24 protein-coding genes and 1 pseudogene are annotated in these 25,907 nt (G+C 61.5%); 13 read left to right on the top strand and 12 right to left on the bottom strand.

Annotated elements, in window-relative coordinates:
• Nucleotides 1-26: 26 nt before the first annotated feature.
• Nucleotides 27-869: an NAD(+) diphosphatase gene (nudC, locus tag E4656_RS07130; RefSeq protein WP_135482509.1), complete on the bottom strand. Its 843-nt coding sequence runs from the start codon at nt 867-869 to the stop codon at nt 27-29.
• Complete coding sequence (locus E4656_RS07135; RefSeq protein ID WP_135482511.1) at nt 859-3,507, bottom strand: bifunctional acetate--CoA ligase family protein/GNAT family N-acetyltransferase; 2,649 nt, start codon at nt 3,505-3,507, stop codon at nt 859-861. Before E4656_RS07135 ends, nudC begins: the two co-directional genes overlap by 11 nt.
• 44 nt (nt 3,508-3,551) lie before the next feature.
• Here E4656_RS07135 and E4656_RS07140 point away from each other — a divergent pair, with 44 nt between their 5' ends.
• From E4656_RS07140 to hrpB, 3 genes are read left to right on the top strand one after another with little or no spacing between them, the layout of a single operon-like run.
• On the top strand, nt 3,552-4,493 hold the full coding sequence (locus E4656_RS07140) for a histone deacetylase family protein (RefSeq protein ID WP_135482512.1): 942 nt from the start codon (nt 3,552-3,554) through the stop codon (nt 4,491-4,493).
• A 41-nt stretch (nt 4,494-4,534) separates the two neighbouring features.
• Entirely contained in the window at nt 4,535-4,930 is a 396-nt protein-coding gene (locus tag E4656_RS07145; RefSeq protein ID WP_135482513.1) for a hypothetical protein, read from the top strand.
• Between the two features lie 19 nt (nt 4,931-4,949).
• On the top strand, nt 4,950-7,370 hold the full coding sequence (gene hrpB, locus E4656_RS07150) for an ATP-dependent helicase HrpB (protein WP_135482514.1): 2,421 nt from the start codon (nt 4,950-4,952) through the stop codon (nt 7,368-7,370).
• 13 nt (nt 7,371-7,383) lie between these two features.
• Here the strand turns inward: hrpB and E4656_RS07155 are convergent, their stop codons facing one another.
• Together E4656_RS07155 and E4656_RS07160 are read right to left on the bottom strand one after the other, a co-directional pair.
• Nucleotides 7,384-7,767 carry a hypothetical protein gene (locus E4656_RS07155; RefSeq protein WP_135482515.1) on the bottom strand — a complete coding sequence of 128 codons (384 nt, stop codon included), beginning with the start codon at nt 7,765-7,767 and terminating at the stop codon, nt 7,384-7,386.
• Between the two features lie 212 nt (nt 7,768-7,979).
• Complete coding sequence (locus tag E4656_RS07160) at nt 7,980-8,321, bottom strand: ArsR/SmtB family transcription factor (RefSeq protein ID WP_135482516.1); 342 nt, start codon at nt 8,319-8,321, stop codon at nt 7,980-7,982.
• 164 nt (nt 8,322-8,485) lie between these two features.
• Between E4656_RS07160 and E4656_RS07165 the strand changes: the two genes are divergently transcribed.
• The 3 genes from E4656_RS07165 (at nt 8,486) to pntB (ending at nt 12,087) form a co-directional block, all read left to right on the top strand.
• Complete coding sequence (locus E4656_RS07165) at nt 8,486-8,959, top strand: RDD family protein (protein ID WP_135482517.1); 474 nt, start codon at nt 8,486-8,488, stop codon at nt 8,957-8,959.
• Between the two features lie 124 nt (nt 8,960-9,083).
• Entirely contained in the window at nt 9,084-10,670 is a 1,587-nt protein-coding gene (locus E4656_RS07170) for a Re/Si-specific NAD(P)(+) transhydrogenase subunit alpha (protein WP_135482866.1), read from the top strand.
• Between the two features lie 25 nt (nt 10,671-10,695).
• Nucleotides 10,696-12,087 (top strand): Re/Si-specific NAD(P)(+) transhydrogenase subunit beta, encoded by a 1,392-nt coding sequence (gene pntB / locus E4656_RS07175; RefSeq protein ID WP_135482518.1) that lies wholly within the window; start codon nt 10,696-10,698, stop codon nt 12,085-12,087.
• Here the strand turns inward: pntB and E4656_RS07180 are convergent.
• Complete coding sequence (locus tag E4656_RS07180) at nt 12,077-13,390, bottom strand: MFS transporter (protein ID WP_135482519.1); 1,314 nt, start codon at nt 13,388-13,390, stop codon at nt 12,077-12,079. The two genes, pntB and E4656_RS07180, sit on opposite strands and share 11 nt — an antisense overlap.
• Nucleotides 13,391-13,618: 228 nt before the next feature.
• Between E4656_RS07180 and E4656_RS20205 the strand changes: the two genes are divergently transcribed.
• On the top strand, nt 13,619-13,768 hold the full coding sequence (locus tag E4656_RS20205) for a hypothetical protein (protein ID WP_167855968.1): 150 nt from the start codon (nt 13,619-13,621) through the stop codon (nt 13,766-13,768).
• A gap of 16 nt (nt 13,769-13,784) precedes the next feature.
• Here E4656_RS20205 and E4656_RS07185 read toward each other — a convergent pair whose 3' ends face one another.
• The 4 genes from E4656_RS07185 to E4656_RS07195 all read right to left on the bottom strand — a co-directional run bounded on the left by E4656_RS07185 (nt 13,785) and on the right by E4656_RS07195 (nt 17,038).
• Nucleotides 13,785-15,755, bottom strand: coding sequence for an Lnb N-terminal periplasmic domain-containing protein (locus E4656_RS07185; protein WP_167855969.1), 1,971 nt, complete (start codon nt 15,753-15,755; stop codon nt 13,785-13,787).
• A complete protein-coding gene (locus tag E4656_RS07190) occupies nt 15,752-16,234 on the bottom strand; it encodes a hypothetical protein (protein ID WP_135482523.1) in 483 nt (160 codons plus the stop codon). The genes E4656_RS07185 and E4656_RS07190 overlap by 4 nt, the downstream gene beginning before the upstream one ends.
• Nucleotides 16,235-16,420: 186 nt before the next feature.
• Nucleotides 16,421-16,564, bottom strand: a complete 144-nt coding sequence (locus tag E4656_RS20210; RefSeq protein ID WP_167855970.1) for a hypothetical protein — start codon at nt 16,562-16,564, stop codon at nt 16,421-16,423.
• Between the two features lie 114 nt (nt 16,565-16,678).
• Nucleotides 16,679-17,038, bottom strand: coding sequence for a DUF4168 domain-containing protein (locus E4656_RS07195; RefSeq protein WP_135482524.1), 360 nt, complete (start codon nt 17,036-17,038; stop codon nt 16,679-16,681).
• A 198-nt stretch (nt 17,039-17,236) separates the two neighbouring features.
• On the opposite strand from E4656_RS07195, the gene E4656_RS07200 reads away from it, so the two are divergent.
• The 3 genes from E4656_RS07200 to E4656_RS07210 all read left to right on the top strand — a co-directional run bounded on the left by E4656_RS07200 (nt 17,237) and on the right by E4656_RS07210 (nt 21,517).
• On the top strand, nt 17,237-18,763 hold the full coding sequence (locus E4656_RS07200) for a sensor histidine kinase (protein ID WP_205849140.1): 1,527 nt from the start codon (nt 17,237-17,239) through the stop codon (nt 18,761-18,763).
• On the top strand, nt 18,760-20,214 hold the full coding sequence (locus E4656_RS07205) for a sigma-54-dependent transcriptional regulator (RefSeq protein ID WP_135482525.1): 1,455 nt from the start codon (nt 18,760-18,762) through the stop codon (nt 20,212-20,214). Before E4656_RS07200 ends, E4656_RS07205 begins: the two co-directional genes overlap by 4 nt.
• A gap of 277 nt (nt 20,215-20,491) precedes the next feature.
• Complete coding sequence (locus E4656_RS07210; RefSeq protein ID WP_167855971.1) at nt 20,492-21,517, top strand: class I SAM-dependent methyltransferase; 1,026 nt, start codon at nt 20,492-20,494, stop codon at nt 21,515-21,517.
• Between the two features lie 18 nt (nt 21,518-21,535).
• Here E4656_RS07210 and E4656_RS07215 read toward each other — a convergent pair whose 3' ends face one another.
• Both E4656_RS07215 and E4656_RS07220 read right to left on the bottom strand, forming a co-directional pair.
• Entirely contained in the window at nt 21,536-22,273 is a 738-nt protein-coding gene (locus tag E4656_RS07215; protein ID WP_240753925.1) for a winged helix-turn-helix domain-containing protein, read from the bottom strand.
• 139 nt (nt 22,274-22,412) lie between these two features.
• A complete protein-coding gene (locus E4656_RS07220; protein WP_135482527.1) occupies nt 22,413-23,345 on the bottom strand; it encodes a DegV family protein in 933 nt (310 codons plus the stop codon).
• Between the two features lie 200 nt (nt 23,346-23,545).
• On the opposite strand from E4656_RS07220, the gene E4656_RS07225 reads away from it, so the two are divergent.
• The gene (locus tag E4656_RS07225) at nt 23,546-24,448 is read left to right on the top strand and encodes a DMT family transporter (protein ID WP_240753926.1); all 903 of its coding nucleotides are present in this window, start codon (nt 23,546-23,548) and stop codon (nt 24,446-24,448) included.
• 150 nt (nt 24,449-24,598) lie between these two features.
• On the opposite strand, the gene E4656_RS07230 is transcribed toward E4656_RS07225, so the two are convergent.
• Entirely contained in the window at nt 24,599-24,802 is a 204-nt protein-coding gene (locus E4656_RS07230) for a DUF1127 domain-containing protein (protein ID WP_135482528.1), read from the bottom strand.
• 147 nt (nt 24,803-24,949) lie between these two features.
• Here E4656_RS07230 and E4656_RS20745 point away from each other — a divergent pair.
• Both E4656_RS20745 and E4656_RS07235 read left to right on the top strand, forming a co-directional pair.
• Nucleotides 24,950-25,132 (top strand): annotated as a pseudogene (locus tag E4656_RS20745) (LysR family transcriptional regulator); the annotation flags it as partial.
• 81 nt (nt 25,133-25,213) lie between these two features.
• The gene (locus tag E4656_RS07235; protein WP_240753927.1) at nt 25,214-25,861 is read left to right on the top strand and encodes a LysR substrate-binding domain-containing protein; all 648 of its coding nucleotides are present in this window, start codon (nt 25,214-25,216) and stop codon (nt 25,859-25,861) included.
• Nucleotides 25,862-25,907 lie beyond the last annotated feature (46 nt).

Below are 25,907 nucleotides of genomic sequence, written 5' to 3' on the forward strand. Positions count from 1 at the left end.
CAGGAGCCCGAGAGTGCCGACCCTTATCAGGGTTGGCCCCGCTCTTCTGCATACTGACGAATCAGCCAGCCGCTGATGGACTGCACCGGCGGATGGTTGGGCAGATCATCAATGGAGAACCAGCGGGCCCGGGCTATTTCTCCGGGCTGCGGGCGAATTTCACCCTCTGCATACTCGGCAATAAAGCCCAGCATCAGCTGATGCGGGAAGGGCCAGGTCTGGCTGTTCAGGTAGCGCAGACGGCCCAGGGTCACGCCAACTTCCTCATACACCTCACGGTGCACCGCCTGCTCGGCCGACTCACCCGGCTCCATGAACCCGGCCAGCGTACTGAACCAGCCACTGGAGCGGTGTCGCTCGCCCTGAGCCAGCAGTACTTCATCCCCCCGCACCACCAGCACAATGATGCAGGGATTGATGCGCGGATAGAACCGCAGATCACAGGGTGCACAGAATCGATAGTGCTCACCTCGCCCGGCCTCGGTCGGCCGCCCGCACTGACCACAGTAGCGGTGCTGGCGGCGCCAGGTCAGCATCTGCGTGCCCCGGCTGACCACGGCAAAGGCCGACTCGGACTGTACCAGCACATCGCGCGGGTTGACCCGCGTCCAGTCGCCAATATCTGCATCCTCCGGCCACTCGACCACATACCAGGGGCGGCGGTTGATCTGCCCCAGCGATATGGGCTGCCAGTGGCTGGCCTCAGTGCCCAGGCGTTCGGTCACCGCCGCCGCGCTCGGCGGCGTCCAGTAGCCCTGCTGCTCGGACAGCAGCTCCCGCCCCTGCACAACCACCAGCCGGGCATCATCCGGCGGCAGCTCGGGCCCGGGCTCCAGCGCCCAGCTCAGTTGATCCAGTTCATACAGCATCGAGATATTTCTCCATCAGCACCGAATCACTGTCGCGGTGGCTGACACTGTAGCCCATGCGCTGACCCAGCGTCTGCATGGGTGTATTCTCAGGCATGATGTCCATATGCATGTGGTTGATGCCCTCGGAGCGCGCAAAAGCCTCCAACTGCGCCAGCATGGCCTGGGCCAGACCCTTACCCTGCGCAGCGGCATCGAGCATGATGGCGAATTCCATGCTGTGTGCGTTGACATGGGTCCAGCCGCGCACTTCCCCCATCAGGGTGCCGTCGGGTGACTCCAGCACAAAGGCCATCTCGCGGCGGTAATCGATCTGGCACATGGCCGCCAGCTCTCGGTGCGCAAAATGCAGTCGGCTGCCGAAAAAACGCAAGCGCAGCGCTTCCGCCGGCTGACGCTCATACAGTTCCTTCAGGGCCGGTTCGTCTTCGGCGCGTACCGGTCGTATCTGCCACTGCTGGCCGGCCCGCTCCAATGTGCTTTCCCAGTGGCGCGGATAGGTTGGAATCACTGGCGGTCGGCGCTCGCCAATGGCTGCAGCAGCGCCCAGCACAATCAGGTCACGATCCTGCTCCAGCACCAGATTCATCTCCAGGCCACTCAGCCAGGGGCAATGCTCGGCCAGCTCCGAAAGCTGCATGATGGCGTCAATCAGCGCTTCTTCCGCCATCACCGGTTGTCGCACACGCTCCCGCAGCAGGGCATAAACATGGGTCTCGCGCAGCAGCAAGCGGGCCAGGGTACGGTTCAGCGGCGGCAGCGCCACGTTGCGGTCGGCGCGCACATTGGCCAGGCTGCCACCCAGGCCGAACAACAGCACCGGCCCGTAGATGCTGTCTCGCGTGATGCCCAGACTGAACTGCAGGGAATCCAGACGCCGCCGCATCGGCTGCACCACATAACCCTGAAACGGGCTGTCGGGGAAGTATCGTGCCAGCCCTTCATGCAGCTGTTCCACCTCACCGAGCAGCGCTTCCGGGCCGGTGACGTCAATGGCGACACCGCGCCAGCGGTGACGAGCCTCCTCGGGGTAGGCGAAGGGGTATTGATAGGCCTCATGCAGCACGCGCACGATAACCGGATAGTTCAGCCCCGGTGCGGCGCGCTCGAGCGCTCGCCGATCCGGCAGGTACTGCCCGGGATTGAGGTGGAAACCGAACAATGTCAGCAGGTCGCGGGTGTCCTGCCAGCTCAGGCAGGGGGTCTCCCCCGCGGGCAATGCGGCGGCCCGCTCATTAAAGGGCGCCAGCATCTCCGGTGCTGGTGTGATACGGGTGTTCTGCTCCGGTGTCTCGCTGAGATAGGCCTGTACCTGCTCATGCCGCACAATGGATGAAAACGCCTGCACCGCTTCTTCGGTGGCATCGAAGTTGAGAATATTGGCCGCATCCAGCTCATCGCGGGCAGCCCCTACCGAGGCTTCACCCAGCCAGGTGACCATCAGCGTGCGACGCGTTCGCTTGCGGTGACTGAGCAACACCTTGTTGAGCCCGGGGATGTCCAGCCGCGCATTGGGCACCAGAATCACCAGCACCGCGCCTATGCCACTCATGCCGTCCAGGCCCACCAACACCTGATTCAGGGTCGCCGGGTCCACCGCTGCCGGCAATACCAGACCGTGCTCGGCCTGCCGGTCACCATGCAGACGCAATGGTTTCAGGGCCTCGGGCAGCGTATCCAGTCGGCTCGAGGTGCCGGCTCTGGCCACCAGTTCCTGCCGGGCCAGCAACGCCGGCCCCAGGCCATTGCTGACCAGCGCCAGGGTGTGGGCATAGAGGGGACGCGAGCGGATCAGGGTCTGCAGTGTACCCAACAGACGCTGAAAGTTGCTGACCTGCAGCACGCCGGCGCGGTCAAAAAAGGCCTGCGTCAGCTTGTCGCGGGACGCCAGCCCGGGCGGAACGAGGGTATCCGGGTCGGTATTGAGGATCAGCACCTTCTTGCTGCGCGAGGCCGCGCGCAATACAGTCATGAAGCGCTCCGCATTGCGGATGTTCTCCACATGCAGCAGGATCGCCCTGACCCGCCGATCCCCGGCCAGATAGTCGACCACATCGCTGACGCTGATGTCAGCCCGTGCACCAACGGTCACGAAATGCGAGAAGCCATAGCCGCGCCCTGCGGCCCAGTCCAGCAATGCCGAGCCCAGAGCCGAGGACATGCCGATATAGGCAATGTCGCCGGCCGGCGGCTGCAGGTGCGACCAGGACACATTGAGCTGCTGCGAGGGCACGATCAGGCCCAGGCTGTTGGGCCCCATCAGGCGAATACCCCAGTGGCGGGCCAGCAGCTTGATACGACGCATACGAGTGGCGCTGAGCTGGTCGCGGGCCATGCCACCGGTCAGAATCAGCGCCGCCCGCACACCCGCCTGCGCCACCAACTTGATGGCACGCTGCAACCCTGGCGCCGGCAGACAGATCACCGCCAGGTCGATCTCGTCTTTCTTCGACAGGCTGCTCTTGCAGGGCACCCCGTGAACAGACTTGTATCCCTTGCGATTGACCGCCAGAATCCGATGGGGGTAACCTGCCTGCTGCAGGTTGCGCAAGACGAGACCGCCCATACTGCCAGCTCGCTCCGAGGCGCCCAGTATGGCGATGGATTTCGGTTGAAAGAACGCGTCAAGCTCTGCCATGATGCGCACCTTACTCAATATCTGCGCGGAGTCACAGCCTTTTCATGACCACCGGATTCATTCATCACCCGGTCTGCCTGCAGCATGACATGGGCGACAATCACCCGGAAAGTCCGGCGCGCCTGCAGGCCATTCTGGACCGCCTGCATGACAGCGGGCTGTGGTCTCAACTGGACATTTACCAGGCCCCGCTGGCGGAAGACCGGCACCTGCTGACTGTACACCTGCCACGCTATGTGGAACAGGTCCGCCAGATCGCCCCCAAACACGGTCTGGTCCATGCCGGCCCGGATACGCTGATGGGCCCGCACTCACTGGAAGCAGCACTGCGTTCGGCAGGGTGCGGCATCCAGGCCGTGGACGGCATCATGAACCACCTCTATCAGAATGCCTTCTGCGCCACCCGCCCCCCGGGGCATCATGCCGAACCCGGCATTACCATGGGCTTCTGCTTTTTCAACAATGTCGCCATCACGGCGCGCTACCTGCAGCGGGAATATGGTGTCAAACGGCTGGCCATCATTGATTTCGATGTGCATCAGGGCAATGGCACTGCAGAAATCCTGCGCGGTGACAGCAATGTGCTGTTCATCAGTTCCTTTCAGCACCCGTTCTACCCCCATTCGCACTGGGAAGCCGACAGGCCCAATCAGCTGTTCTCGCCGCTGCCGGCGGGCTCTGACGGCAGCCTGATCCGGCAGATCTGGACCGACGACTGGCAGCCGGCACTGCGGGCGCACCAGCCCGAATTCATCCTGCTGTCGGCCGGTTTCGATGCGCATGAAGACGATCCGCTGGCCGAACTGGCCTGGCAAACCGAAGATTACCGCTGGCTGACCCAACAGATCATGCAGGAAGCCAGGTCCGGCGGCGCCCGAGGCCGGGTTATCAGTTGCCTTGAGGGCGGTTACAACACGGCAGGCCTGGCCGACAGCGTGCAGGCCCATATCGAAGAGCTGTTGGCTGCCGGTGAGCCGACCTATTGAGTTTTTTCACCGTACAACATCCGAAGTACAGAGGAGGCAGCATGCCCGCAACCGGCACCTGGGAACCCGAGCAGGATCAACTCAAGCCCGACCCGAGCCGGGTCCGAACCTGGCTGCAGCGGGACTGGCAACAGCCCGACGACCTGAAACAGCTGGATGACCTGGACCAGGCCAGCCTGCAACGCTGGATCGACCTCCCGGAAGAACGCTGGGCGGCGCTGCTGGACAGCCTGTCGACCGACCAACTGGTAGGCCTGATGCGGCTGTGCACCCTGGCCGAGCAGCACCTTGCCGGCTGTGCTGCAGGCGAGCAGTCGGTTGTTATTCATGCCTTTCGGCGCTATCGCCAGCAACTCGGCCGGCCTGACCCCGAGCTGACCCGCTGGATACGGTCGCATTCCGACAACCGTTTTCTGCCCTACGGCCCTGCCCTCTGAAGCGGAACAGGTCCCTGCCATGACCCCGTTCGAGGCGCTGCCGGATCTGCCGCTGCATGCTCACCGCGCTGAATTCGAGGCGGCCCTGCAGCCGGGCACTCCTCTGCTGGTGGAAACCGAGCCCGGGGCCGGCAAATCAACGCTGGTTCCGCTCTGGCTGCTGGAACAGACGGCCCCGGACGCAGGACAGATCTGGCTGGTGCAGCCGCGCATCCTGCCCACCCGCAATCTGGCGCACCGTCTGGCCGCGCTGACGCAGACCGAGGTGGGCCAAAGCATCGGCTATCAGGTACCTTTCGAGCGCCGGCTGGGATCAGTTACCCGGTTGCATGTCATGACACCCGGCATTCTGCTGCAACGACTGCTGAGCGATCCGGAACTGAGCGGCGTCAGCACGGTGATTCTGGATGAGGTTCATGAGCGCGCCGTCAATCAGGATCTGGCCTGGGTCTGGCTGCATGAACTGGCCCAGTTGCGGGACGACCTGCAGCTGATTCTGATGACAGCCACCCCGGATGCGCGCCTGAGCAATCTGATCCCGCAGCGACTGACCGCGCCGGGGCGTCAACACCCGGTACAGACCCGTTACCAGCCGGCACCGCCGCGCGAGTCCTTGCCGGCGCAGGTGGTACGGGCTCTGGGTCAGGTGCCGACGGAGGCAACAGTACTTGTATTCCTGCCGGGTTGGCGGGACATCGAACAGACCGAACAGGCACTGCGCCGACACCGACCGCAACGCCACTGTGTGCGCCTGCACAGCCGGGTGGAACACAGAGAGCAACAGGCGGCGCTGGACCCGACCAGTGGCGCCAGGGTGATTCTGGCTACCAATATTGCTGAGAGCGCCATCACGGTGCCGGATGTCACGGTCGTCATCGACAGTGGCCTGGTACGCCAGCTCCGTTTTGATCAGGGTACCGGCGTGTCCCGGCTGGAAACGCGCCATATCAGCCAGGCGGCAGCGGCACAGCGTCAGGGGCGGGCGGGCCGCGTGCAGGCCGGTGAATGCCTGCGTCTGTGGTCACAGGAACAGCAACTGGCGCCGGCGGACCCGCCGGAAATTCGCCAGACAGATCTGTTGCCACTGGCCCTGCAACTGGCCCACTGGGGCAGCCCGACAAGTGAGCTGGCCTGGCCCGACCGGCCCTCGGAAGCCGGCTTGCAGCGCGCCAGAAGCACCCTGCTGCAATGGGGCCATCTGGACCCGGCGTACCGCATTACCGAGCGCGGACGCCAGGTGTCTGCTCTGGGCACGCACCCACGCATCGCAGCCCTGCTGCAGCATTGCCGCGATCATTTTGGCACTGCCTGGCCACCCGTGGCGTTGCAACTGGCACTCTGGCTGCACTTTGATGTTGCCACTGATACCGCCACCGATTCGCTGTTCAGTCAGGCCGCGCAGCTCTGGCAGCAGGACCGCTACTGGCAGGCCCAGGCCAGGCGCTGGCAATCGGTGCTGACTTGTCGCGCTGACACCTCCGCCGCTGTCGACGACCAGGCTCTGGCCGAACTGGCGCTGGTGGCGGCCAAAGCCTGGCCGGATCGGATCGGGCACCGGCAGGCATCGGGGCGCTATCACCTGGCCACCGGCATCAGCGTGGATGGCGGCACAAGGGACCCACAGAGTGAATGGGCACTGATCATCAGCCTGTATCGACAGGGCCGGGGGCATGCCGGCGTCGCCCTGCCGCTGAGCCTGTCCACAGCGGATATCGAAGCCCTGGCACAGCCGGAGAAAAGCCTGAGCCACAGGCGTGGACACTGGCAATGGACCATCGAATGGCGACTGGGTGATCGGGTGGTGCGTACCGACCATGAACGTCTCGGCGCAACCGCCTTTCAACAGGCCATGCTGGCCCAATTGCAGGCCGAGAATCCTGCCACCTGGGTGCTGCCAACTGACGCCAGCGACCTGCTGGCGCGCGCCCGCCTGGCCCAGGCACACAGCCTGTTGACATTGCCGCCACTGGATGACGATACGCTGAGTCATTGCCTGCCGGAATGGCTTGGCCCCCTGCTCCACCTGAACCAGTCTTCCACGCAGTTGCCCTGGCGTCAGGGCTTGGAGAACTATATGGGTTTCGACAGAGTACGCCAGCTGTCTCGGTTGCTGCCGCAGGAACTGGAGTTGCCCAGCGGGCGCAAGGCTCGACTTCATGTCGACGCAGCAGGCCGGCTCAGCGTGGAGGGGAAATTGCAGGAGTTTTTCGGTGCAGAGAAAATAACAGCGGCCGATGGCCGACTGCCAGTGACGGTACAACTGATGTCACCGGCCAACCGCCCGCTGGCGATTACCGATGATCTGGCTTCATTCTGGGCCAACAGCTATCAGCAGGTAGCGCGGGAAATGCGCGGGCGTTACCCAAAACACCCGTGGCCGGAAAATCCACTGGATCATCCGGCCACGCGTGCAACCCGACACCGGCAGAACAGAACCTGATCAGAGCCCGGCGTCAGCGGCTTATTTTGGGTGCCACAGCATACAGCGGCCATTGCTCCGCTGCTCTATTCTCGATCTGAGCGACCGGCCCGTACTGCTCTTCCATGGCTCTGATCACCGAGAACGCCTCGACGGCCATCTCGTTGTCGTCCATGCTCTGTGCTGTCACTGACAGGCACAGCCGCGTACTGGTTCTCGGCTTGGCACCAAAGGTGCGCCGCTCGTCGTCGAACTGTTGAACGAAACGCTCCAGAGTCTCAGGTGAACGAAGCGGGTTCATCATCTGCAGTGTCCATACCATCTGCCAGGCATTTGCTGACAGGCGCCGCTTCTGAGGCATCATTGGCAGGTCGTCCATGTCCAGGTGCGACGCGGTCGCAGCTGTCGCTTGGGGCATCAGACTGTCCTCCGTACTGCAATCGGTTGGATAGAAATGTTATGCATAATTTTTAGACAACTACACATTAGGAGGCCCCGAGCGCCTTGTCAAACATTCGACAGGTGCAAAATTCAAAAAACCGACGCAAGTCACAGGAAGTGCTGCAGTATCGACTTTCAGATTGGCGAGGGGCTGGCAACAGGTCCACACGCTCCGCTCAATGGCGCACATCACTTGCAATAAAGTTCATACAGCGTGGCGATAACCGGTTCCACCTTGTCCGACTGCAGGCGGTAGTACACCATCTGGGCATCCTTGCGGATAGCGACCAGATTCTGGTGCCGCAGCTTGGCCAGGTGCTGCGACAGCGCAGACTGGCTGAGCGGTACCCGGGCATTCAGCTCACTGACGGTTTTCTCGCCTTCCACCAGGCTGCAGAGAATCATCAAACGACACTCGTGGCCCAGCGCCTTCAGCAGGTTGGCGGCTTCTCTGGCATTCGTTTCCATGGCGCCAAAGTCGGCATCCGCCGGAATGGATGGCGTCTCTTTTTTTTCTATTGTAGGAGTCATCAACTACACCTTTGAGAGGACAACCTCCCGACACAAGGACGCTCCCGAGTATACATCAAGCACGCCTCTGCACAATTCCCCGCCACACCCGGGCTGCCGGTGTCAATTGCACCCGCGCGGCGATTGCGGCATCATCTGCCGCGTTGCCCGGAGCCCGCCAGCTTATGACCACCCAATCCAGACACCGCCACGATGCCCCAGAACAGCCCTCACCAGCGCGCCTCCTGCCCCGGCGTCTCGCGGCGCTGGCCTATGACAGCCTGGTTGTAGGCGGCGGCCTGATGATTGCCACCTTTCCCTACCTCGGCCTGCTCTACTGGACCACAGGTGCCGAAGCGCCAGACGTCGGGGACCCTCTGTTTCGTATCTACTTGCTGGCGTTGCTGCTGGGCTATACCTGGCTGAGCTGGCGCAAGGGTGGGCAGACCATCGGCATGAAAGCCTGGCGTCTGCGGGCAGAGACACTGGACGGCCATATCCTCGGCCACCGACAGGTATTGCTGCGTTTCTTCTCCGGCTTCCCGGCCATACTGCTGTTCGGGCTGGGCTATCTGTGGAGTTTCTGGTCGCCGCAACATCAGACCCTGCAGGAACAACTTTCCTACAGCCGCACAGTACTGCTGCCCAAACGCCGCTGACACCTGATATCAAAGCGCGCAGCCACGAGTGCGCGCCTTTGACTTCTGTTGCCCCGCGCCCTATAAAGTCGGTTAGAAAACCAACAATTCCCGCCCGTCTTTCAGAAGGAATGTCTGCATGCCATTGACCGTTGCCATACCCAGGGAAACCCACAAGCTGGAGAAGCGTGTCGCCGCCACCCCGGACTCGGTGGGCAAGCTGATCAAACTCGGCTACCGGGTTATCGTGGAGTCACGCGCCGGCAGTCAGGCGAATTACAGCAATGATGCCTACAAGGAAGCCGGCGCCGAGGTGGTCAGCGCCGCCAGACTGTACCCCCAGGCCGACATCCTGCTCAAGGTCAACGGGCCGGAAAAACGGTCCGATCTGGACGACAAGAACGAACTCGATCTGCTGCGCAAGGACACCACCTTTATCAGTTTTCTGCAGCCGGCACTCAACGAGCCACTGCTCAAGCAGTTCGCCAAAAAGAAGATCAATGCCCTGGCCATTGACGCCGTGCCGCGCATTTCCCGCGCCCAGAAAATGGACGCCCTCAGCTCCATGGCCAACATTGCCGGCTATCGGGCTGTAGTCGAAGCCTCCAATCTGTTCGGCCGCTTCTTTACCGGCCAGATTACTGCGGCAGGCAAGGTGCCGCCGGCCAAGGTACTGGTCATCGGCGCTGGTGTGGCCGGGCTGTCCGCCATCGGTGCGGCCAAGTCAATGGGTGCCATCGTACGTGCCTTCGATACCCGGCCTGAGGTGAAGGATCAGGTCAAAAGCATGGGCGCCGAATTTCTCGAGCTCGACTACGAGGAAGATGGCAGTGGTACCGGTGGTTATGCGAAGGAGATGAGCAAGGCGTTCATCGAGGCGGAAATGGCGCTGTTCCGCGAGCAGGCCGCCGAGGTCGACATCATCATCACCACGGCCCTGATTCCCGGCAAGCCGGCGCCCAAGCTGATTCTGGAAGACATGGTCAAATCCATGCAGCAGGGCAGCGTGATTGTCGACCTTGCAGCTGCCAATGGCGGCAACTGTGAGCTGGCCCAGGCTGACAAGGTGGTAACCAAACACGGCGTCAGCATTATCGGCTACACTAATCTGCCCAGCCGGCTGGCCACCCAGTCATCGCAGCTCTATGCCACCAACCTGGTACATCTGGTCGCTGAGCTGACGCCGGACAAGGACGGCGAACTGGTCATCAACATGGACGATGAGGTGCAGCGCGGAGCCACCGTTGTGCACCAGGGCAAGGTCACCTGGCCACCGCCCAAGTCTGCCGAACCGTCTCCGCCACCAGCACAGGCTGCCGAAAAACCTGCGGCCCGCGAGTCTGCGCCGGAAGCACCGTCGGTGAAGGCAAAACCGAAAAACCTGTTCAGCGGCAAGGCGCTGATCGGCTACTGGGCTGTGGCCGGCACTCTGCTGCTACTGCTGGGTTCGGTGGCACCGGCAGACTTCGTGCACCACTTCTTCATCTTCATACTGTCGATCTTTGTCGGCTGGCAGTTGATCTGGAACGTCAAACACTCCCTGCATACGCCACTGATGAGTGTCACCAACGCCATCAGTTCCATTGTGATACTGGGTGCCCTGTTGCTGGTGGCGACACCGGACAGCACCCTGATCACGGTCATGGCCATGGTGGCGGTGTTCGTGACCAGCATCAATATATTTGGCGGCTTCTATGTGACCCATCGCATGCTGCATATGTTCCGGAAATAATGACAAGAATTAAGGGAGATCTCGTATGACCGGCACCATTGCCATGGCGTATCTGTTCGCCGCCGTTATGTTCATTCTGGCCCTCGGGGGCCTCAGTTCGCAGGAAACCGCCCGTCGGGGCAACTGGTACGGCATCACCGGCATGGCGGTTGCCGTCGGTGCCACCCTTCTCAGTGCTACGGTGCAAAACTATCTGATGATAGGTATTGCGATGGCCGTAGGAGCTGTGATCGGCCTGTCGCTGGCCCACCGGGTACAGATGACGGCGATGCCGCAGTTGATTGCTCTGCTGCACAGCTTTGTGGGTCTGGCGGCCGTGCTGATCGGTTGGGGCACCTACCTCGACCCGGCGTACGATTACACCGGGGCTGATCGAGTCATTCTCAATACCGAGATCTATCTGGGTATCTTTATCGGGGCCATCACCATGACCGGCTCCTGGGTCGCCTGCGGCAAGTTGCACGGGATACTGTCCGGCAACCCACTGACGCTGCCCTTCCGCCACTGGATGAACCTGGCCGCCATCGTGGTCAGTGTGATTCTGCTGTTCGTGGTGGCCGGCAGCGACCCCAGCCCGGGCAATGCCACGCTGATCTTCATCATGACGATTATTGCCTGCCTGCTTGGCATTCACCTGATCGCCGCCATTGGCGGTGCTGATATGCCAGTGGTCGTGTCCATGCTCAACAGCTATTCGGGCTGGGCGGCGGCGGCGGCCGGGTTCATGTTGAACAATGACCTGCTGATTGTGGTGGGTGCCCTGGTGGGCTCCAGTGGTGCCATCCTCTCGTACATCATGTGCCGGGGCATGAACCGCTCCTTTATCAGCGTGATTGCCGGTGGTTTCGGTACCGACTCCAGCAGCGGCATCAGCAGTGACGAATATGGAGACGCCGTCGCCACCACGGCCGAAGACCTGGCCGATGCGCTGAGTGAAGCCCAGAGCATCGTTATTGTCCCGGGTTACGGCATGGCCGTGGCCAATGCCCAGATCGCCGTCAGTGAACTGACCGACGAGCTGCGCAAAACCGGCAAACAGGTTCGCTTCGCCATTCACCCGGTAGCCGGACGGCTGCCCGGACACATGAATGTGCTGCTGGCGGAAGCCAATGTGCCCTATGACATAGTGCTGGAGATGGACGAGATCAATGACGACTTCCCGGAGACGGACGTGGTCATCGTGATCGGGGCCAACGACATCGTCAATCCGGATGCGCAGGAAAAACCCAACAGCCCCATCGCCGGTATGCCGGTGCTGGAAGTCTGGAAGGCGAAGCAGTGCGTGATCCTGAAACGCAGCATGGCGACCGGCTATGCCGGAGTACAGAACCCGCTGTTCTACAAGGACAGTGCGCGCATGCTGTTCGGTGATGCCAAGGACAGCGTGCAGAAGCTGATTCAGGCCTTCAAGGCCTGAGGGTTTCCGCGCCCGTTTCTGTGGTCTCTGGCTCCGGTGGCAGGTCGTCTTCGGCCTCCACCGGAACCTGTTCCTCGCTGTGTTCCGGTGCATCCGGCATCATTTCCAGCGCCTGCGGTGTAGAGCGCAGCATGGGTGAGAAATGACCCAGATCGTCCACCGGCACTTCCTCGGCGCGACGACGCACAGACGCGGTCAGAATTACCATCATGATCAGCAGGCAGGCGGCAAAATAGGCCGGCAGCGCATCACGCCCCAGAGCCTCCATCAGCGCCCCGGCCACGGTCGGGCCTATGGCAGCACCGATACCAAACGCCATCAGGGCAGCACTGGATCCGCTGACAATATGTTCGGTGTCGACCCGGTCGACCATATAGGCAACAGCGATCGGGTACAGCGCGAACACCATGGCACCCCATACCGCAATCAGGCCCCAACTGAATACAGAGTCTTCAAACACAGTCAGGAACAGCGATACCACTATGGCCACGGCCATCACCGAGGCCAGTACCCGCCGGCGGTCATGGCGGTCGGAATAGTAGCCGATGGGCAACTGACCTATGGCACCCCCCAGTATGGCAGCACTCATCAGCATACCGATGCCCCCGGATGACAACCCCATCATGCTGCCATAGAGGGGCATCAGACCCCAGAAGGCGCCCAGCACCAGGCCGGAAAACAGGGAAGTGGTCAGGGCCAGAGGCGCCAGCTTCCAGATGATCCGCAGGTCCAGCCGCGGCATGGAGAGCGTGTCCGGCTGTGGCAGGCGGGTCAGTGTTACGGGTGTCAGCGCCAGGCAAAGCAGGATGCCGCCCAGAACGAACAGGGTGAAGGTGGCGGGAGAATCAAGGCGCAGCAGTTGCTGGGCAGCGGCAATGGCGCCCAGGCTGACCATGGTATAGAGCGCAAAAACCATACCCCGGCGCTCCGGAGGTACGGCAGCATTCAGCCAGCTTTCGATCACCGCATAGAGAGCTACCAGCGTGATCCCGTACAGGACCCGCAGCCCCAGCCAGACCCAGGGGCTGTCGCTGAGGGCCAGGGCCAGAGCAGCCACTGCCGCCAGCGCCGACATGAAGGCGAAGGTGCGGATATGGCCAACGCGGCGTATGACCGGCACCACCAGAAAGATACCCAGCAGAAAACCGACGAAATAACCGGAACTCAGCACCCCCAGCAGGGTAGTGCTGAACCCCCGGGCCTCTCCGGCCAGGGTCACCAGCGTATTCAGCAGGCCATTGCCCAGCAACAACAGTGTAATGCCCGCGAACAGCGCCGCGAGCGCACGCAAATGAACACGCATGATCGTCCCTGCCGTAAAGACCAATGCAGATGGTCCGGCACACGGCTCTGCCATCAACGCCGCCATGGTACTGCGTCCCTGTTGTATACCTCAAGAGCCCGGTGTAAAGCAGGCCTATTGATGACCTGACGCCATGACTGCACACACCGAATGTCATCAGGGCTTGCGCTTGGCACAAAGGCCCGCATAATCGAGGCACTGTTTCAAAGACCCGGAGATCATTCAGCCATGGCCAAGGCCCTACCCAAACTGTTGACCCGTCGCCAGGAGTCACATCGTCTGATCAGCTGGCTGGCACGCCTGCAGGTGCGCCATGAGGCCTGGAAGGATGCACGGGCGGTCAACAAGGCGCTCAAGCGGGCCCGCAAGGCACATTGAGCCAGCCTCTCACCGGCTACCAATAGGTACCGAGGGAGAGGCGCGCTTCCTGCGTATCCCAGTGCTGCCAACGCAGCCTGACATCCCAGCGCTGGCTGCTGCCGACGCGCATACCGGCATCCAGCAACCAGTCTCCCGAATCCGCTGCCTGTGCGACCGGCCAGCGATAGGCCGCCGACAACCCGCTACTGAAACCGATACCCCAGTGATTGATCAGACCGGTGCGCGGCGTGAGCGAGAGCACACCGTCCGTTTCCGAGTCCAGGCGCCCTTCCAGCAGCCCATAGGCGGCCCAGTTGCCGGGGCGGCCCAGCGCCATGCCGGGTCCGCCTTCCGCAAACCAGGCCCCACAGTCGGTACAGGCCAGGCCGGTCTGTTCATAGCCCGCCCGCAGGCGCCCGGACCAGGCACGGGTACCGGGCAGCCCGGTGGCGGGAACATTGAGCGCAGTGACACTGACCAGATCAAGGCTGCGCAGCTGCACTGTGTCCTCGAACGCTGTCACCTTCACGTCCAGCATGCTCAGTTCGGAAAATTCGGGACGCGCAACCGGCCTTGCCAGCAGGTCATAATAGGACAGACGGAAACGGGCCATGGCCCCAGGACCCTGTTCCTGATTCCACAGCCCGGAAGTTTCCAGCAGGGTCGGATAGTTGGCCCTGTGCACCGGCGCCGGCGCGCCCGGCACCGCCCGCGCTTCACCATTGACCTGCACCGACAGCGGCTGCGCCGGCGCCGCTCGGGAGGGCAAGGCGGCACGTCGGGCCATCAGCTCGGTCAGGCCGGGTGCACCGTTCCAGGCCAGTGGGTACTCGGTCTGGATGGAACTGTAGGCCAGCAGCACATCCAGCAGCGCCGCTTCGTCGGCGTCCGACAGGGCCGCCTCACTGATCAATGTCAGGTCCGGCTCAGCCAGCCAGCGCTGCGCCAGAGTCCGCTGCGCCGGATTCAGGTTGGCCCAGTCCGCAGCCAGTTCGGACTCGCGCGAAGGGTAATAGATCACGGATTCGACCAGGTCGCGACCGTTCAGTTGAGTGCCCGCCAGGTGATTGAATATATCGTGCGGCATGGTCCAGGGCTTGATCCGGTTGTCGAGTGACTGTCCTTCCGGCAGCACCAGATTGATCACGGCCGCTGTGCGATAGGCACAGTTGGAGCCGGTAAAATAGTAGGTGAATTCCTTGCCCAGCAACTCCCAGGTGTGCGCCACAATCAGCGCCGCCTGCTCGGGCTCGAGATCCAGTCGGTATTCCCACAGGTCGCGCTGCTGGTACTCGCCATAAAGCACCGAGTTCTGATGAAAGCGGGCATGCGAGAAGACCGCCTGATACCCGCCCAGCATGCCTCGGCCGATAAACATCAGCGGGCTCTCCCCTGAGGGCAGATCCACACCAAAATTGACGCTGGTGGCCAACAGATTCTGCCTGTTACCGCCCGGGTCGGGAGAGTAGCCACGTTCGTTCAGCTTGAGCAGCACATGGCCGTAAAGCGACGAAGGATTGCGCAGATAGCCGTCGGCGGAGATCAGGCTGATGGAGGTAATCTCGCTGCCACCCTCGCCGCGCCAGTTGCCATAGCCAATGCACTCGGGGGTCGGCAGACCAGTTACCTGCGGCAACTCCTGCTGCAACCAGAGCAACCGCGCGGGGAAACGACACTGCGCGTGCGACTCGTCCAGACCGTTGACCGGTTCGAACATGGCTTCGATGGTGGCCTGCAGCTCCGCCTGCGAGCTGTTTGCGCCATCGGGGTGCAGAAAAAATTCAGGGGAATGGATGTCACTGCGGACCGAACCGGCAAGCCGGGGGGAATAATGTACCAGTTGATGCCAGCGCGGCCGCTCGTGCAGGGCGCTCGCCTCTGCTGCCGCCTGCCAGACTTCAGAATCGACCGCACTGCCGGTGGCCTGCGCCAGCACGACGCCGGGCCAGCACGCGATCAAACCCAGGCCGCCGATCAACAGCCGCACAGGGTCAGCTTTTTTCATCCTTGAACACAGGGCCATGCATCAGTCTCCCCGGACAACAACGCCAGATACCAGAGCGTCATCTCCTGTCTTCCGTTGGCCGTGACGTCCCCCAGTTCGGCGGCAAAACGCGCCCGCGCTGCGCCGAGCAGATCCTGACGCCCTGTTCCCGGACAGCGCAGTTGCTGCAGTACGCTGTCGGTATAGGGTCCGCCGCCGCGCAGAAGTTCGTACTCCAGTTGTGGCAGAGTTTCAGCGATCAGAAACAGACCGCGCGCCCTGAAATCACCACAGCGGGCATCAGGCATGCCGAAGGAGGCTATATCAATGCTCATGAAGCCCCAGTCAATGCGGGATGCCGGGTAGCCCAGCTCGGTATGTCGATAGACAGCGCCATCAATGCCGCACTCGGCCATCAGATGTGCTGGCGTGGCCTGAACATTCTGCGCCTGGCCCGGTATCGCAAGCAATAGCAGGAGAACTGACAGTACTGACTTCATCGCCTTCACGCCCCAGTGCGATCATGAACTTGCTGGCCTGGATAATACTCCGCTACTGTAACCTGTCTGTAAAGTGAGGGACAAACAAAAAGCCCCGCAATGCGGGGCTCAAAAAGGGTACTGCTTCAGCTTGGCTGAGACACTGCCGACTGCAGCAGCCGGTCAGTGCCTTGCGCATGGTGGTGCTTACCAGTCGTTACCACCACCCATGCCGTCATCCTGCTGCATGCCTTCGTCTGCAGGCAGGTCTTCGAACTCACCCGGATCGCCACAAGCGACCAGTACCAGCGCAAAGGACAGTGCCATCAGTGTGCTCATCAGCGTTTTCATGGTTTCCCCCTTTTAGGTCCTGTGGACCTTCTCAACAAATTGTTAATCAAACTCGATTTCAAACTGTTCTGATTCGAAGGGCAGTCTCGAAGACCGCCCTCCCGATCAAAATTTTCAGTTCATCATGCTCTGTACACGCTCACGAAGCTCTTCATCCGTTTCCAGCGCTACAGCGATGTTGTTGTAAGTAGCAACATCCAGACCGGTATCTTCTACCGCTTCAACCATCATCTGGCTGGCTTCCTGCTGCAACTGAGCAGCTTCGTCCGGATCATCGACCCCTTCCAGGCGCGAAGAATAATCTGCCGTGATTTCCTGAATATCGGTCTGCACGTCGACAAAACGTTCCAGATCCGTATCGGAAATATCTGCCTCGCCTGGCATATCAGTCATGGTGTCTTCTTGCGCGCCAGCAAAGGCCGCAATACCCAGGGACATCATCAGGGCGGCCAGCAATGCAGAAATACGCGTCATGTTTCACCTCTTCGCTTTTTCATGAATTCACGCTGACTACTGCATTGGCCGTGCCAGTCTGACATTAAAATCTATAACTCATTGTTTTATAAACGAATTTATTTATTTTCCCGGAAAAACCCGCACCCTGAGCACTGTTTGACACCCTCAAAAACATGTGCCACATTGACTCATGTGCCACCTGAACGAGGTCTCCCTGTGTCATATCGATACACTCACTATGATCCGACTCGGCGCGTATCGGCGCACCAACCGTCCAGTCTGCGTTCGGTATTGCTGGTGCAGGTCGCCCTGCCTGTGCTGCTGCTGATGGGTGGCGTGCTGGCCATCACGTTGAATGTGGTAGCCCATTTCACCGAGGAGCGCCTGCAGCGCAATCTCCAGATCCTGGCACAGGCCATCAGCCTGCCGGTATCCGAGGCCATGGAGCGTGGCGACCTGGAGCAGGCGGAGAACAGCCTGCGCTCGGTATTCGGCATCAGCGAAGTCTATGGTGCCTATCTGTTCAATGCGGAGGGCGAACAGATTATCAGCCTCGGGTCCGTGCATCCCACTCGCCGCCAGGCCGACGAGGCGCTGCGACAGACTGAGGAAGGCGAGTTCGCGCAGTACGAGAGTATTGACGGGCGCAATGTTTATTCCTACTTCATGCCGCTGTTCCGCACCGCCGGTCAACCCAACGGCTTTCTTCAGGTCACCCGACGACGCAGTGACATCGACAACCAGTTGCTGCAGTTGCGCAACTGGTCCTGGACCGGCTTCGGGCTGCTGGCCCTGCTTATACTGGGCACCATTACACTGGCCCACCAGCGCAGCATCGGCCAGCCGCTGGATCGATTGCTGAGCAGCATGCAGAAGGTGCAGGAAGGCGACCGGGCTCATCGGGCCGACATCAAGGGGCCGAAGGAGGTGCGCCAGCTTGCCGGAGGTCTCAATGGCATGCTGGATGCCATCCAGTTGGCAGAACTGAGGGCTGTACGCCAGCGCGAGGAGCGCGCGCAAATGGCGGAGAAGCTGCGCCAGGCTGAAACGCTGGCGGCGCTGGGTCAGTTGGCCGCCGGCGTGGCGCATGAACTGGGGGCGCCACTGAGTGTTGTGGACGGGCGCGCCCGACGCCTGCAGCGGCGTCTGGATCAGCCCGAGGACAACCAGGAGCTGGAGGATATCCGCACCCAGGCCGCCCGCATGACGTCCATCATCGAACAGTTGCTGTCTTACGGGCGCCGCTCGCGCGCCCAGCAACGCCCTCTGTGTCTGGCCGCACTGACCCAGCGCGCCTGTGCGCTGGTCGGGGACGAAACATCAGATGATCGGGTCACCGTGGTCAGCGGGCCCGAGTGCAAGATCAAAGGCGATTCCCTGAGCCTGGAACAGGCTCTGGTCAATCTGCTGCGCAATGCCCTGCAGGCTGACCCGGCAGGACAGATTCGCATCGGCTGGCAACTGGAAGAGAGCGCCAACGGATCAGTTGACCAGGTCACGGTGACTGTAGAGGACGCAGGACCGGGCATACCGCCGGAGCAGGCGGATCAGTTGTTCGAGCCCTTCTATACCACCAAGGCACCGGGAGAAGGCAGCGGCCTGGGTCTGGCCATCGTGAAACGGGTCCTGCGCGAGCATCAGGGCAGCATAAAGATAGACCGCAGCCCCGGCCTCGGCGGCGCCCGCTTCAGCCTTACATTCCCGCTCCTGACTGCAGATGCCCAGGGAGAGCCCAGCGCATGACCCACCCAGCTGTCAGCCCGCTGCTGTTGATCGAAGACGATACGGCCCTGTCACACCTGATTACCGACGAGCTCGAAGCCGAGGGCTGGACCGTCAAGGCCTTTACGCACCTGGAAGCCGGACGGGCCTGGCTGGCCCAGCACCAGCCAGCGCTGGTTATCACCGACCTGCGCCTGCCCGATGGCAATGGCATGGACCTGGTACATGAGATCATGCGCAGCGCTGATGAGCGTGAAGGCCAGCAGCGCCCTGGCGTGATCGTGATCACTGCCTTCGGCAGTGTGCCCCAGGCAGTGGAAGCACTGCAGGCCGGAGCCGACGACTTCCTGACCAAGCCGCTGGACCTCGACCATTTTCTGCTCAGTGTCGCCCGAGTGCTGGAGCACCGCACACTGCGGCACGAACTCAGCCGCTTCCGGGCCCTGTCCAGAGACCCGGGCTTTCATGGCCTGTACGGCCAGAGCGAACAGATGCGAACTCTGTTCGAACAGATCCGGGTGATCGGCCGGGCACATGGTCCGGTACTGATCAACGGCGAAAGCGGTACCGGCAAGGAACTGGTCGCGCAGGCACTGTACGCTGAGAGCGACCGGGCGGATGGCCCTTTCCTGGCTGTGAACTGTGCCGGCATTCCGCAGGAATTGCTGGAAAGCGAATTCTTCGGCCATGCCAGCGGCGCCTTTACCGGCGCCCGCAATGCGCGCAAGGGCCTGCTGCAGGAAGCGGATGGCGGCACCCTGCTGCTGGATGAAATCGCTGAAATGCCGCTGTCGCTGCAGGCCAAGTTGCTGCGCGCGCTGCAGGATGGTTCCATTCGGCCTGTCGGCCAGGACACTGAAGAGCATGTGGATGTGCGCATTATTGCTGCCACCCACCGTGACCTGAAGCAGCGTGTGGAGGCGGGGGAGTTTCGGGAAGATCTCTACTATCGACTGGAAACCTTCACCCTGAAAATACCGCCACTGCGCAAGCGGGGCGAAGACTGCGACCTGCTCGCACAGCGCTTTGTACAGCAGTTTGCCACCGCCCAGGACAAGGACATTGAAGGGGTTGGCCCGGAAGCCATGGCCCGGCTGCGACGTTATGACTTCCCCGGCAATGTCAGGGAACTGCAGAATGTCATTGAGCGGGCCGTGGCCTTCTGCAACAGCCGCTGGATTGAACCCGATCATCTGCCCACCCGTCTGAGCGAGCAGGCCCTGGCCCTGACCGACGCAGACAATACCGATACCCACCAGGCCCTGCCGAGTCAGTCTGCGGGTCCCCAGTTGCTGGACGGCGAAGAACTGCCCACTCTGGAAGCAGTACAGCGACGCTATATCAAACTGGTGCTCGACCGGGTTGCCGGCAACAAGCGGCAGGCCGCCGGGATTCTGGGCATCGGGCGGCGTACGCTCTATCGCTGGCTGGACGAACTGGACAACGTACCGACAGAATCCGGAGATGGATAATGATTCTGGATTAAATTGCGTTCATGACGGGCGTTGCCGGCTGCGTTCATCTACACTGAGTAAGGAGACAAGCAGGATGTTTCTCCAGTGTGATTCAGCACTCAGGGATTCCTCGTAATGCAGCAGCACGAAACTGGGGTGCCTCTCTACAGCGTACATCGGCACCTTCGGGTACAGGCATCCGCCTGTACCCTTTTTTTTGGTCCGCCCCGGGCAGACACCCGACAACCCCTTCCCTACAATGCGCACCTGGCCCGTTCAAAGAGACCCCGCGCCCATGCCTGACAGTTCCCGTCTGTCCTCCGCCGCCGACCTGTTGCACCGTTGGCTCCCCGTTGGCTCTTCCAGCCTGTTGCTGAACACCCGCGAACCGGATGTGGCCGCTGCTGTACAGGCGCGGCAGGCCGAGCCAGCCCCCCTGCACTGCCATTTTGCAGCCGAAGCGTCTGCCGTGCACGATCAACTCGGGCTGCCGGCCCTGACCTTTCCCCAGGTGCCGGCACAGCCCCCGGAAAGAGTCATCTGGGCCTGGCCCAAGGCCAAGGCGGAGGCCGACATGCTGCTGGCCTGGCTGGCCGCCTGGCTGCCGGCGAGCGGCGAGCTCTGGCTGAGCGGTGACAATCGGGCGGGCATTCGCTCTGCCCCCCGTTTCCTGACCCAGCGCGGCTGGACCGTGCGCAAGGTCGGCAGTGCGCGTCATGCGGCCCTGCTGCGCGCCCAGCCACCGACCGAGGCCCACTCGTTCAGCCTGGATACCTACTGGCAGACTGTCTCCGTACCCGAAGCTGAAAACCGTCTGCTCTGCAGCCTGCCAGGGGTATTCAGTCACGGTCGCATCGACCGGGGCAGTCAGTATCTGTTGCCTCTGCTGGCTGACCTGCAGGGTCCGGTGCTGGATTTTGGCTGTGGGGCAGGTCTGCTGTCGCTGGTCGTGCAGGCCCTGCATCCGGAGGCGGCCATCACGGCGGTCGACAACCACTGGTTGGCCATTCTCAGCAGTCGGGAAACAGCCCGGCGCAATGGCTGGCAATGGGACCTGCACTGGCAGGATGGTCTGGGCGACCTGCAAGGCCCCTTCGCCACCCTGGTGACCAACCCACCCTTTCATACCGGCCTGGATGTCCAGTACGACACCACGCATGACCTGATCGCCCGCAGCCGCCACCTGCTGCAACCGGGCGGCCGCTGGCTGGCGGTGGTCAACGACCACCTGCCCTATCGGGACTGGCTGCTGCAGCATCTCGGAGCGGTGGAGTGCCTGCGCCACGAGGGTGGGTTCAGAGTCTGGTCGGCGACTGTATAGCGAGCCCCATATCAGCAGTCAGGGGGCGCTGAACGGGTCCTCGACAAACAGATAGCCCTTGGAGCGTACTGTCTTGATGCGGCGCGGATGGTCGGGGTCATCACCGACCTTGGGACGGATTCGGGATACGCGCACATCCACCGAACGGTCCTGGCCGTCATACTCGATACCGCGCAGACGGGTGAAAATCTCTTCCCGGGTCAGTATACGACCGGCATGGCTGCCCAGCAGCCACAGCAGATCGAACTCGGCGCTGGTCAGCTCGATCGGCTGGTCATGCAGCCAGGCTTCACGCATGGTGTTGTCGATTACCAGGTCACCGAAGTCGAGTCGTTCATGCTGGCATCTGGCCTGTTCGTCCCAGGCTTCCACACGCCGGAAGACGGCCGCCATGCGTGCGGCCAGCAGCCGCGGTGATACATGCTTGAGCACATAGTCGTCGGCGCCCATGTCCAGACCCAGGACCTGATCAAGCTCATCGCAGCGCTCGGCCATCAGCACAAAGGGACCAAAAAAATGCTGTCGGCTCAGCTTGCAGACCGTCAGTCCGTTCTCCCCTGGCAGATCCACTGCAGCAATCACCACATCAGGGGGTTCTGCGACTATTCGCTTCAGAGCCACCTTGCCGTTATCTTCCTCCACCACCGTATAGCCACGAGCGGAAAAATAGTCCCGCAACCGCCTCCGGTTGGCAGCGTCATCATCAACCAGCATCAGTGTTCTGGTGGTGGCATTCTGACTGCCGTCTGTACCCATGCACACCCTGCCCTGACGTTACGGATTTGAAGAACACCGGGGTATTCTGGAAAAACCCCGACTGACTGTCCTATTAATGTAGTCGGACTAGAAAAAATTGCTTAATTGAAGTGCCAAAAATGTAGGCCTGATCACAGCATCAGCGCCCTTCCCACTCGTGCGGCTCGGTGGCGATGGCCGCCATCAATGAACCAACACTGCCGTAGATGCCGCCAGCCAGGCCCGCTACCGCCGGAATCAATTGCAAATGGCGCACCCGACAGGCTTCCTCCAGGCTGGCATAGCCCGGGAGTTCACGCAGTTCCGACAGGCTGCCCGAATAGTTGACCGTCACCACAGGCGACAGCAGGTGAGTGGTCTCCACTCGGGTCTGCAGATGCTGAAATATGCCGGCGGCGGCATTGTTGAAGCCGCGAATCCGGTCTACCTGGTATGACTGATCATTGACGATGCAGAGAATGGGGTGAATGCCCAGCGTGTTGGCCACCAGCGCCTGGGTCCACTTGACGGCGCGCTCGCCGCGGGTTCGTGAGCGTTCCAGGGCCACCAGCGGTTCGCGCGGCGCCACAAAGGTATGCACAAAGCTGGACATGTAATCGAGTTCGCGGCGCATCCGTACCGGGTCTTCGTCGGTCTGCAGGCGGCGCACTGCCTCGGCCGCCAGCAGCGCCTGCCCGGCAAATACGGTACGACTGTCCATCACGCGAATAAAGACCTTGCGGGGTGGTTCCAGTTGCCGGGCCACATCTGCTGCCGCCTGATTGGCCTGTTCGTAAGTCAGCCCCTGCATCCGGTTCAGTGTCTGAATCCAGATATGTTCATAGCCCTGCTCGATCAGTTGCCGGAGCAAACCCGCAAATGCGGCGACCGAAGGGGCTTCCGTAGTGACCTTGTGGCGACGGCTCAGGCGGCCGGAACGGAACAGACGCAGAGACGCCTGATCATCACAGGGATCGGCAAAATGTTCACCGTCAATGCTGATGTTTATCGGCACCTGAAAGATGTGAAAATCCCGCATGAACTGTGGCGGCAGAGCACACACCGAATCGACGACGACCGCTACCCTGGGCACTGCGATACTCCCTCCTTTTCTTGTTATCCAGACAGACCGACACGGGCAATGTGGCCCGTTGCCGGCGGCAGCCCCGGTGCAGTATGGGCGAATGCCAGGGCGCTGATTTACTTCTGCAGAGTAACCTGAAAGACTGCCCATTGGTATAGGCTGCACCAGCCTGCGCTCTATCCAACACCCCATTGCAGGAGACCATCGATTTGAACAGGGAGCGCTTTCTGGCTTTGCCCCCACACGCTCAGGGCATACTCATCGCCTTTGTCGGTGTCTTCATTCTCAGTTTCGATGCTCTGCTCGTGCGCCTGGCGGCGGCCGACCCCTGGACCACGTCATTCTGGCGCGGCTTCCTGATCGGCCTGACCATGCTGTGCATCTGCATCTGGCGAGGCGACCTGCGCTGGCGTCCGGCCACACGCCGCGTGGCGATACTGACTCTGGGCATGATGGTAGTCTACGGCATCAACACCAGTCTGTTCGTGTTCTCGGTCAGCCATACCCATGCCGCCAACACCGTGGTCATTCTGGCCAGCGCCCCCTTCTTTGCCGCCCTGTTTTCACGCTGGTGGCTGAAGGAATACCTGCCCCCGCGCACCCAGATTGCCATCGCGGTCTGCCTGACCGGGGTGGTGCTGGTGTTCGGCGGCTCCATGGGGAGCTTCAACTGGCAGGGCGACGCCCTGGCCCTGCTGCTGGCCATGTCCACCGGAGGGCTTTTAACCGTACTGCGCTATACGCCGCAGGTGCCACGCACGGTGCTGGTGGCCGGGGCCGGCCTGGTCACGGCCATAGTCTGTATTATCCCGGCCCAGCCGCTGGACCTGGCGCCGAATCAGTTCGGCTGGCTGCTGCTGATGGGCATGCTGCAGATGCCGGCTGCCAGCTTTCTGCTGATGATGGCACCCAAGTATCTGCCTTCACCCGAAGTCAGCCTGTTCCTGCTGGTGGAAACCATTCTGGCGCCGCTCTGGGTCTGGTGGGCGCTGAGCGAGGAGCCGACTGCGGCCACGCTCTGGGGCGGCGCCCTGATACTGACCACCATTGCCATTCACGCCAGTATCTCTCTGCGCCAGGAACGGATCCGGCGGCAAAATCCGGTGATCTGAACGCAAAAAAGCCGCCCTGGTTGCCCACGGCGGCTTGCTGGTACTCTTTCTTCTTACTCAATCGCTGGTCAAATCCCTGACCTGCTCACCCGGTGTTCTTGTTCTCTGGTGTGAGCGCAGTTAACCGATTAGGCTGCGCTGACAGGTTGCTCAGCGCCAGAAGGGGCGATTGAGCTCTTCTGCCACGTCGTAACGGGTCAGGCCGACATCGCGCAGCAGGTAATCAGGCAGTTCCATCAGAACGCGCTTCTGCTTGCGTACGATCATGCGGTTGATGATGCGCTTGATACCGTCCATCGGCAGCTTGATGCGGATGGGATGAACGATCTGAGTGTTTGGGATCTGTGCTGTCATGGTAGTTTCTCCTTACCGGGCTTGGGGCCATTGTGCTGCACTCCGCAGACTGCATGGCCCCGGTTAATGGGCAGGAGTATTGTCTGCAGAAAGCGGTTTCTCCACAAACGATAGTTTTTTAATTTCACATAAGCTACGCTTAACCGTATGATCAAATTCCCACCACTCAACACGCTGCGCTGCTTCTGGATCGTATGCCAGACGGGCAGTTTCAAGGCCGCCTCAGAAGAGCTTCATATCACCCAAGCTGCGGTCAGTCAGCAGATCCGACAACTGGAGGACTGGCTTGGATTCCAGTTGTTTGACCGCACACACCGACAAATACAGCTCAACTCAACTGGTAAGGAATTATTGCCTTTTGTTCAGCATGGCTTTGAACAGTTGGCAGAGGGTTTGCAGAGGATCAGCGGCGTGCCGGCGCCGAACGTGCTGCGGCTGTCCGTACTGCCCTCATTTGCCAGCGCCTGGCTGCTGCCCCGAGTGCCTGAATTTCAGGACGAGCACCCGGATATCAACCTGCAGATCGACATGGATCGGTCCCAGTCCTTCACCACCCGCAGCGGCAATGACCTGGGCATCCGCTATGGCATTGCCGACTATCCGGGCCTGCATACCGACTGGCTGAGCTACGACAGCGTGCTGCTGGTCTGCCATCCGCTGCTCTATCAGGATGACAGTGAAGATGTGTGGTCCTGGCTGCGTCATCAGTATCTGCTGGCGGGCCAGGACCCAATGGACTATCGCTGGGACGATTTCCTGCAGGAAAACGGCCAGGACCCGGCACTGTACCGACGCCGCCTGCATGTATCGGACACCTGGGCCCTGACGGAGATGGCGCTGGCCGGTCAGGGGGTGGCACTGGTACGCCGCAGTATCTGCAGTGACGCTCTGGAAAAAGGGCAACTGATCCGTCCACTGGATCTGTCCCATGATTCCGAATACGGTTATCTGCTGGTGGCGCCGGAGCACCACTTTCGCTGGCCCAAGGTGCAGGCCTTCCAGACCTGGATTACCCACGCCATCCAGCAGACCGCCTGGTATCGGGCCGATCCGCCCTGACGACAGGCTATTTTGCAATCATATGTAAACCACATGTATGCTATAT

The sequence above is a fragment of the Natronospirillum operosum genome (genome assembly GCF_004768465.1).
Taxonomy (GTDB): Bacteria; Pseudomonadota; Gammaproteobacteria; order Pseudomonadales; family Natronospirillaceae; genus Natronospirillum; species Natronospirillum operosum.

What these genes read in the sequence shown, in the direction of transcription:
- nudC (WP_135482509.1), bottom strand. Translation starts at nt 869, where the DNA reads ATGCTGTATGAACTGGATCAACTGAGCTGGGCGCTGGAGCCCGGGCCC.
- E4656_RS07135 (WP_135482511.1), bottom strand. Translation starts at nt 3,507, where the DNA reads ATGGCAGAGCTTGACGCGTTCTTTCAACCGAAATCCATCGCCATACTG.
- E4656_RS07140 (WP_135482512.1), top strand. Translation starts at nt 3,552, where the DNA reads ATGACCACCGGATTCATTCATCACCCGGTCTGCCTGCAGCATGACATG.
- E4656_RS07145 (WP_135482513.1), top strand. Translation starts at nt 4,535, where the DNA reads ATGCCCGCAACCGGCACCTGGGAACCCGAGCAGGATCAACTCAAGCCC.
- hrpB (WP_135482514.1), top strand. Translation starts at nt 4,950, where the DNA reads ATGACCCCGTTCGAGGCGCTGCCGGATCTGCCGCTGCATGCTCACCGC.
- E4656_RS07155 (WP_135482515.1), bottom strand. Translation starts at nt 7,767, where the DNA reads ATGCCCCAAGCGACAGCTGCGACCGCGTCGCACCTGGACATGGACGAC.
- E4656_RS07160 (WP_135482516.1), bottom strand. Translation starts at nt 8,321, where the DNA reads ATGACTCCTACAATAGAAAAAAAAGAGACGCCATCCATTCCGGCGGAT.
- E4656_RS07165 (WP_135482517.1), top strand. Translation starts at nt 8,486, where the DNA reads ATGACCACCCAATCCAGACACCGCCACGATGCCCCAGAACAGCCCTCA.
- pntB (WP_135482518.1), top strand. Translation starts at nt 10,696, where the DNA reads ATGACCGGCACCATTGCCATGGCGTATCTGTTCGCCGCCGTTATGTTC.
- E4656_RS07180 (WP_135482519.1), bottom strand. Translation starts at nt 13,390, where the DNA reads ATGCGTGTTCATTTGCGTGCGCTCGCGGCGCTGTTCGCGGGCATTACA.
- E4656_RS20205 (WP_167855968.1), top strand. Translation starts at nt 13,619, where the DNA reads ATGGCCAAGGCCCTACCCAAACTGTTGACCCGTCGCCAGGAGTCACAT.
- E4656_RS07185 (WP_167855969.1), bottom strand. Translation starts at nt 15,755, where the DNA reads ATGAAAAAAGCTGACCCTGTGCGGCTGTTGATCGGCGGCCTGGGTTTG.
- E4656_RS07190 (WP_135482523.1), bottom strand. Translation starts at nt 16,234, where the DNA reads ATGAAGTCAGTACTGTCAGTTCTCCTGCTATTGCTTGCGATACCGGGC.
- E4656_RS20210 (WP_167855970.1), bottom strand. Translation starts at nt 16,564, where the DNA reads ATGAAAACGCTGATGAGCACACTGATGGCACTGTCCTTTGCGCTGGTA.
- E4656_RS07195 (WP_135482524.1), bottom strand. Translation starts at nt 17,038, where the DNA reads ATGACGCGTATTTCTGCATTGCTGGCCGCCCTGATGATGTCCCTGGGT.
- E4656_RS07205 (WP_135482525.1), top strand. Translation starts at nt 18,760, where the DNA reads ATGACCCACCCAGCTGTCAGCCCGCTGCTGTTGATCGAAGACGATACG.
- E4656_RS07210 (WP_167855971.1), top strand. Translation starts at nt 20,492, where the DNA reads ATGCCTGACAGTTCCCGTCTGTCCTCCGCCGCCGACCTGTTGCACCGT.
- E4656_RS07215 (WP_240753925.1), bottom strand. Translation starts at nt 22,273, where the DNA reads ATGGGTACAGACGGCAGTCAGAATGCCACCACCAGAACACTGATGCTG.
- E4656_RS07230 (WP_135482528.1), bottom strand. Translation starts at nt 24,802, where the DNA reads ATGACAGCACAGATCCCAAACACTCAGATCGTTCATCCCATCCGCATC.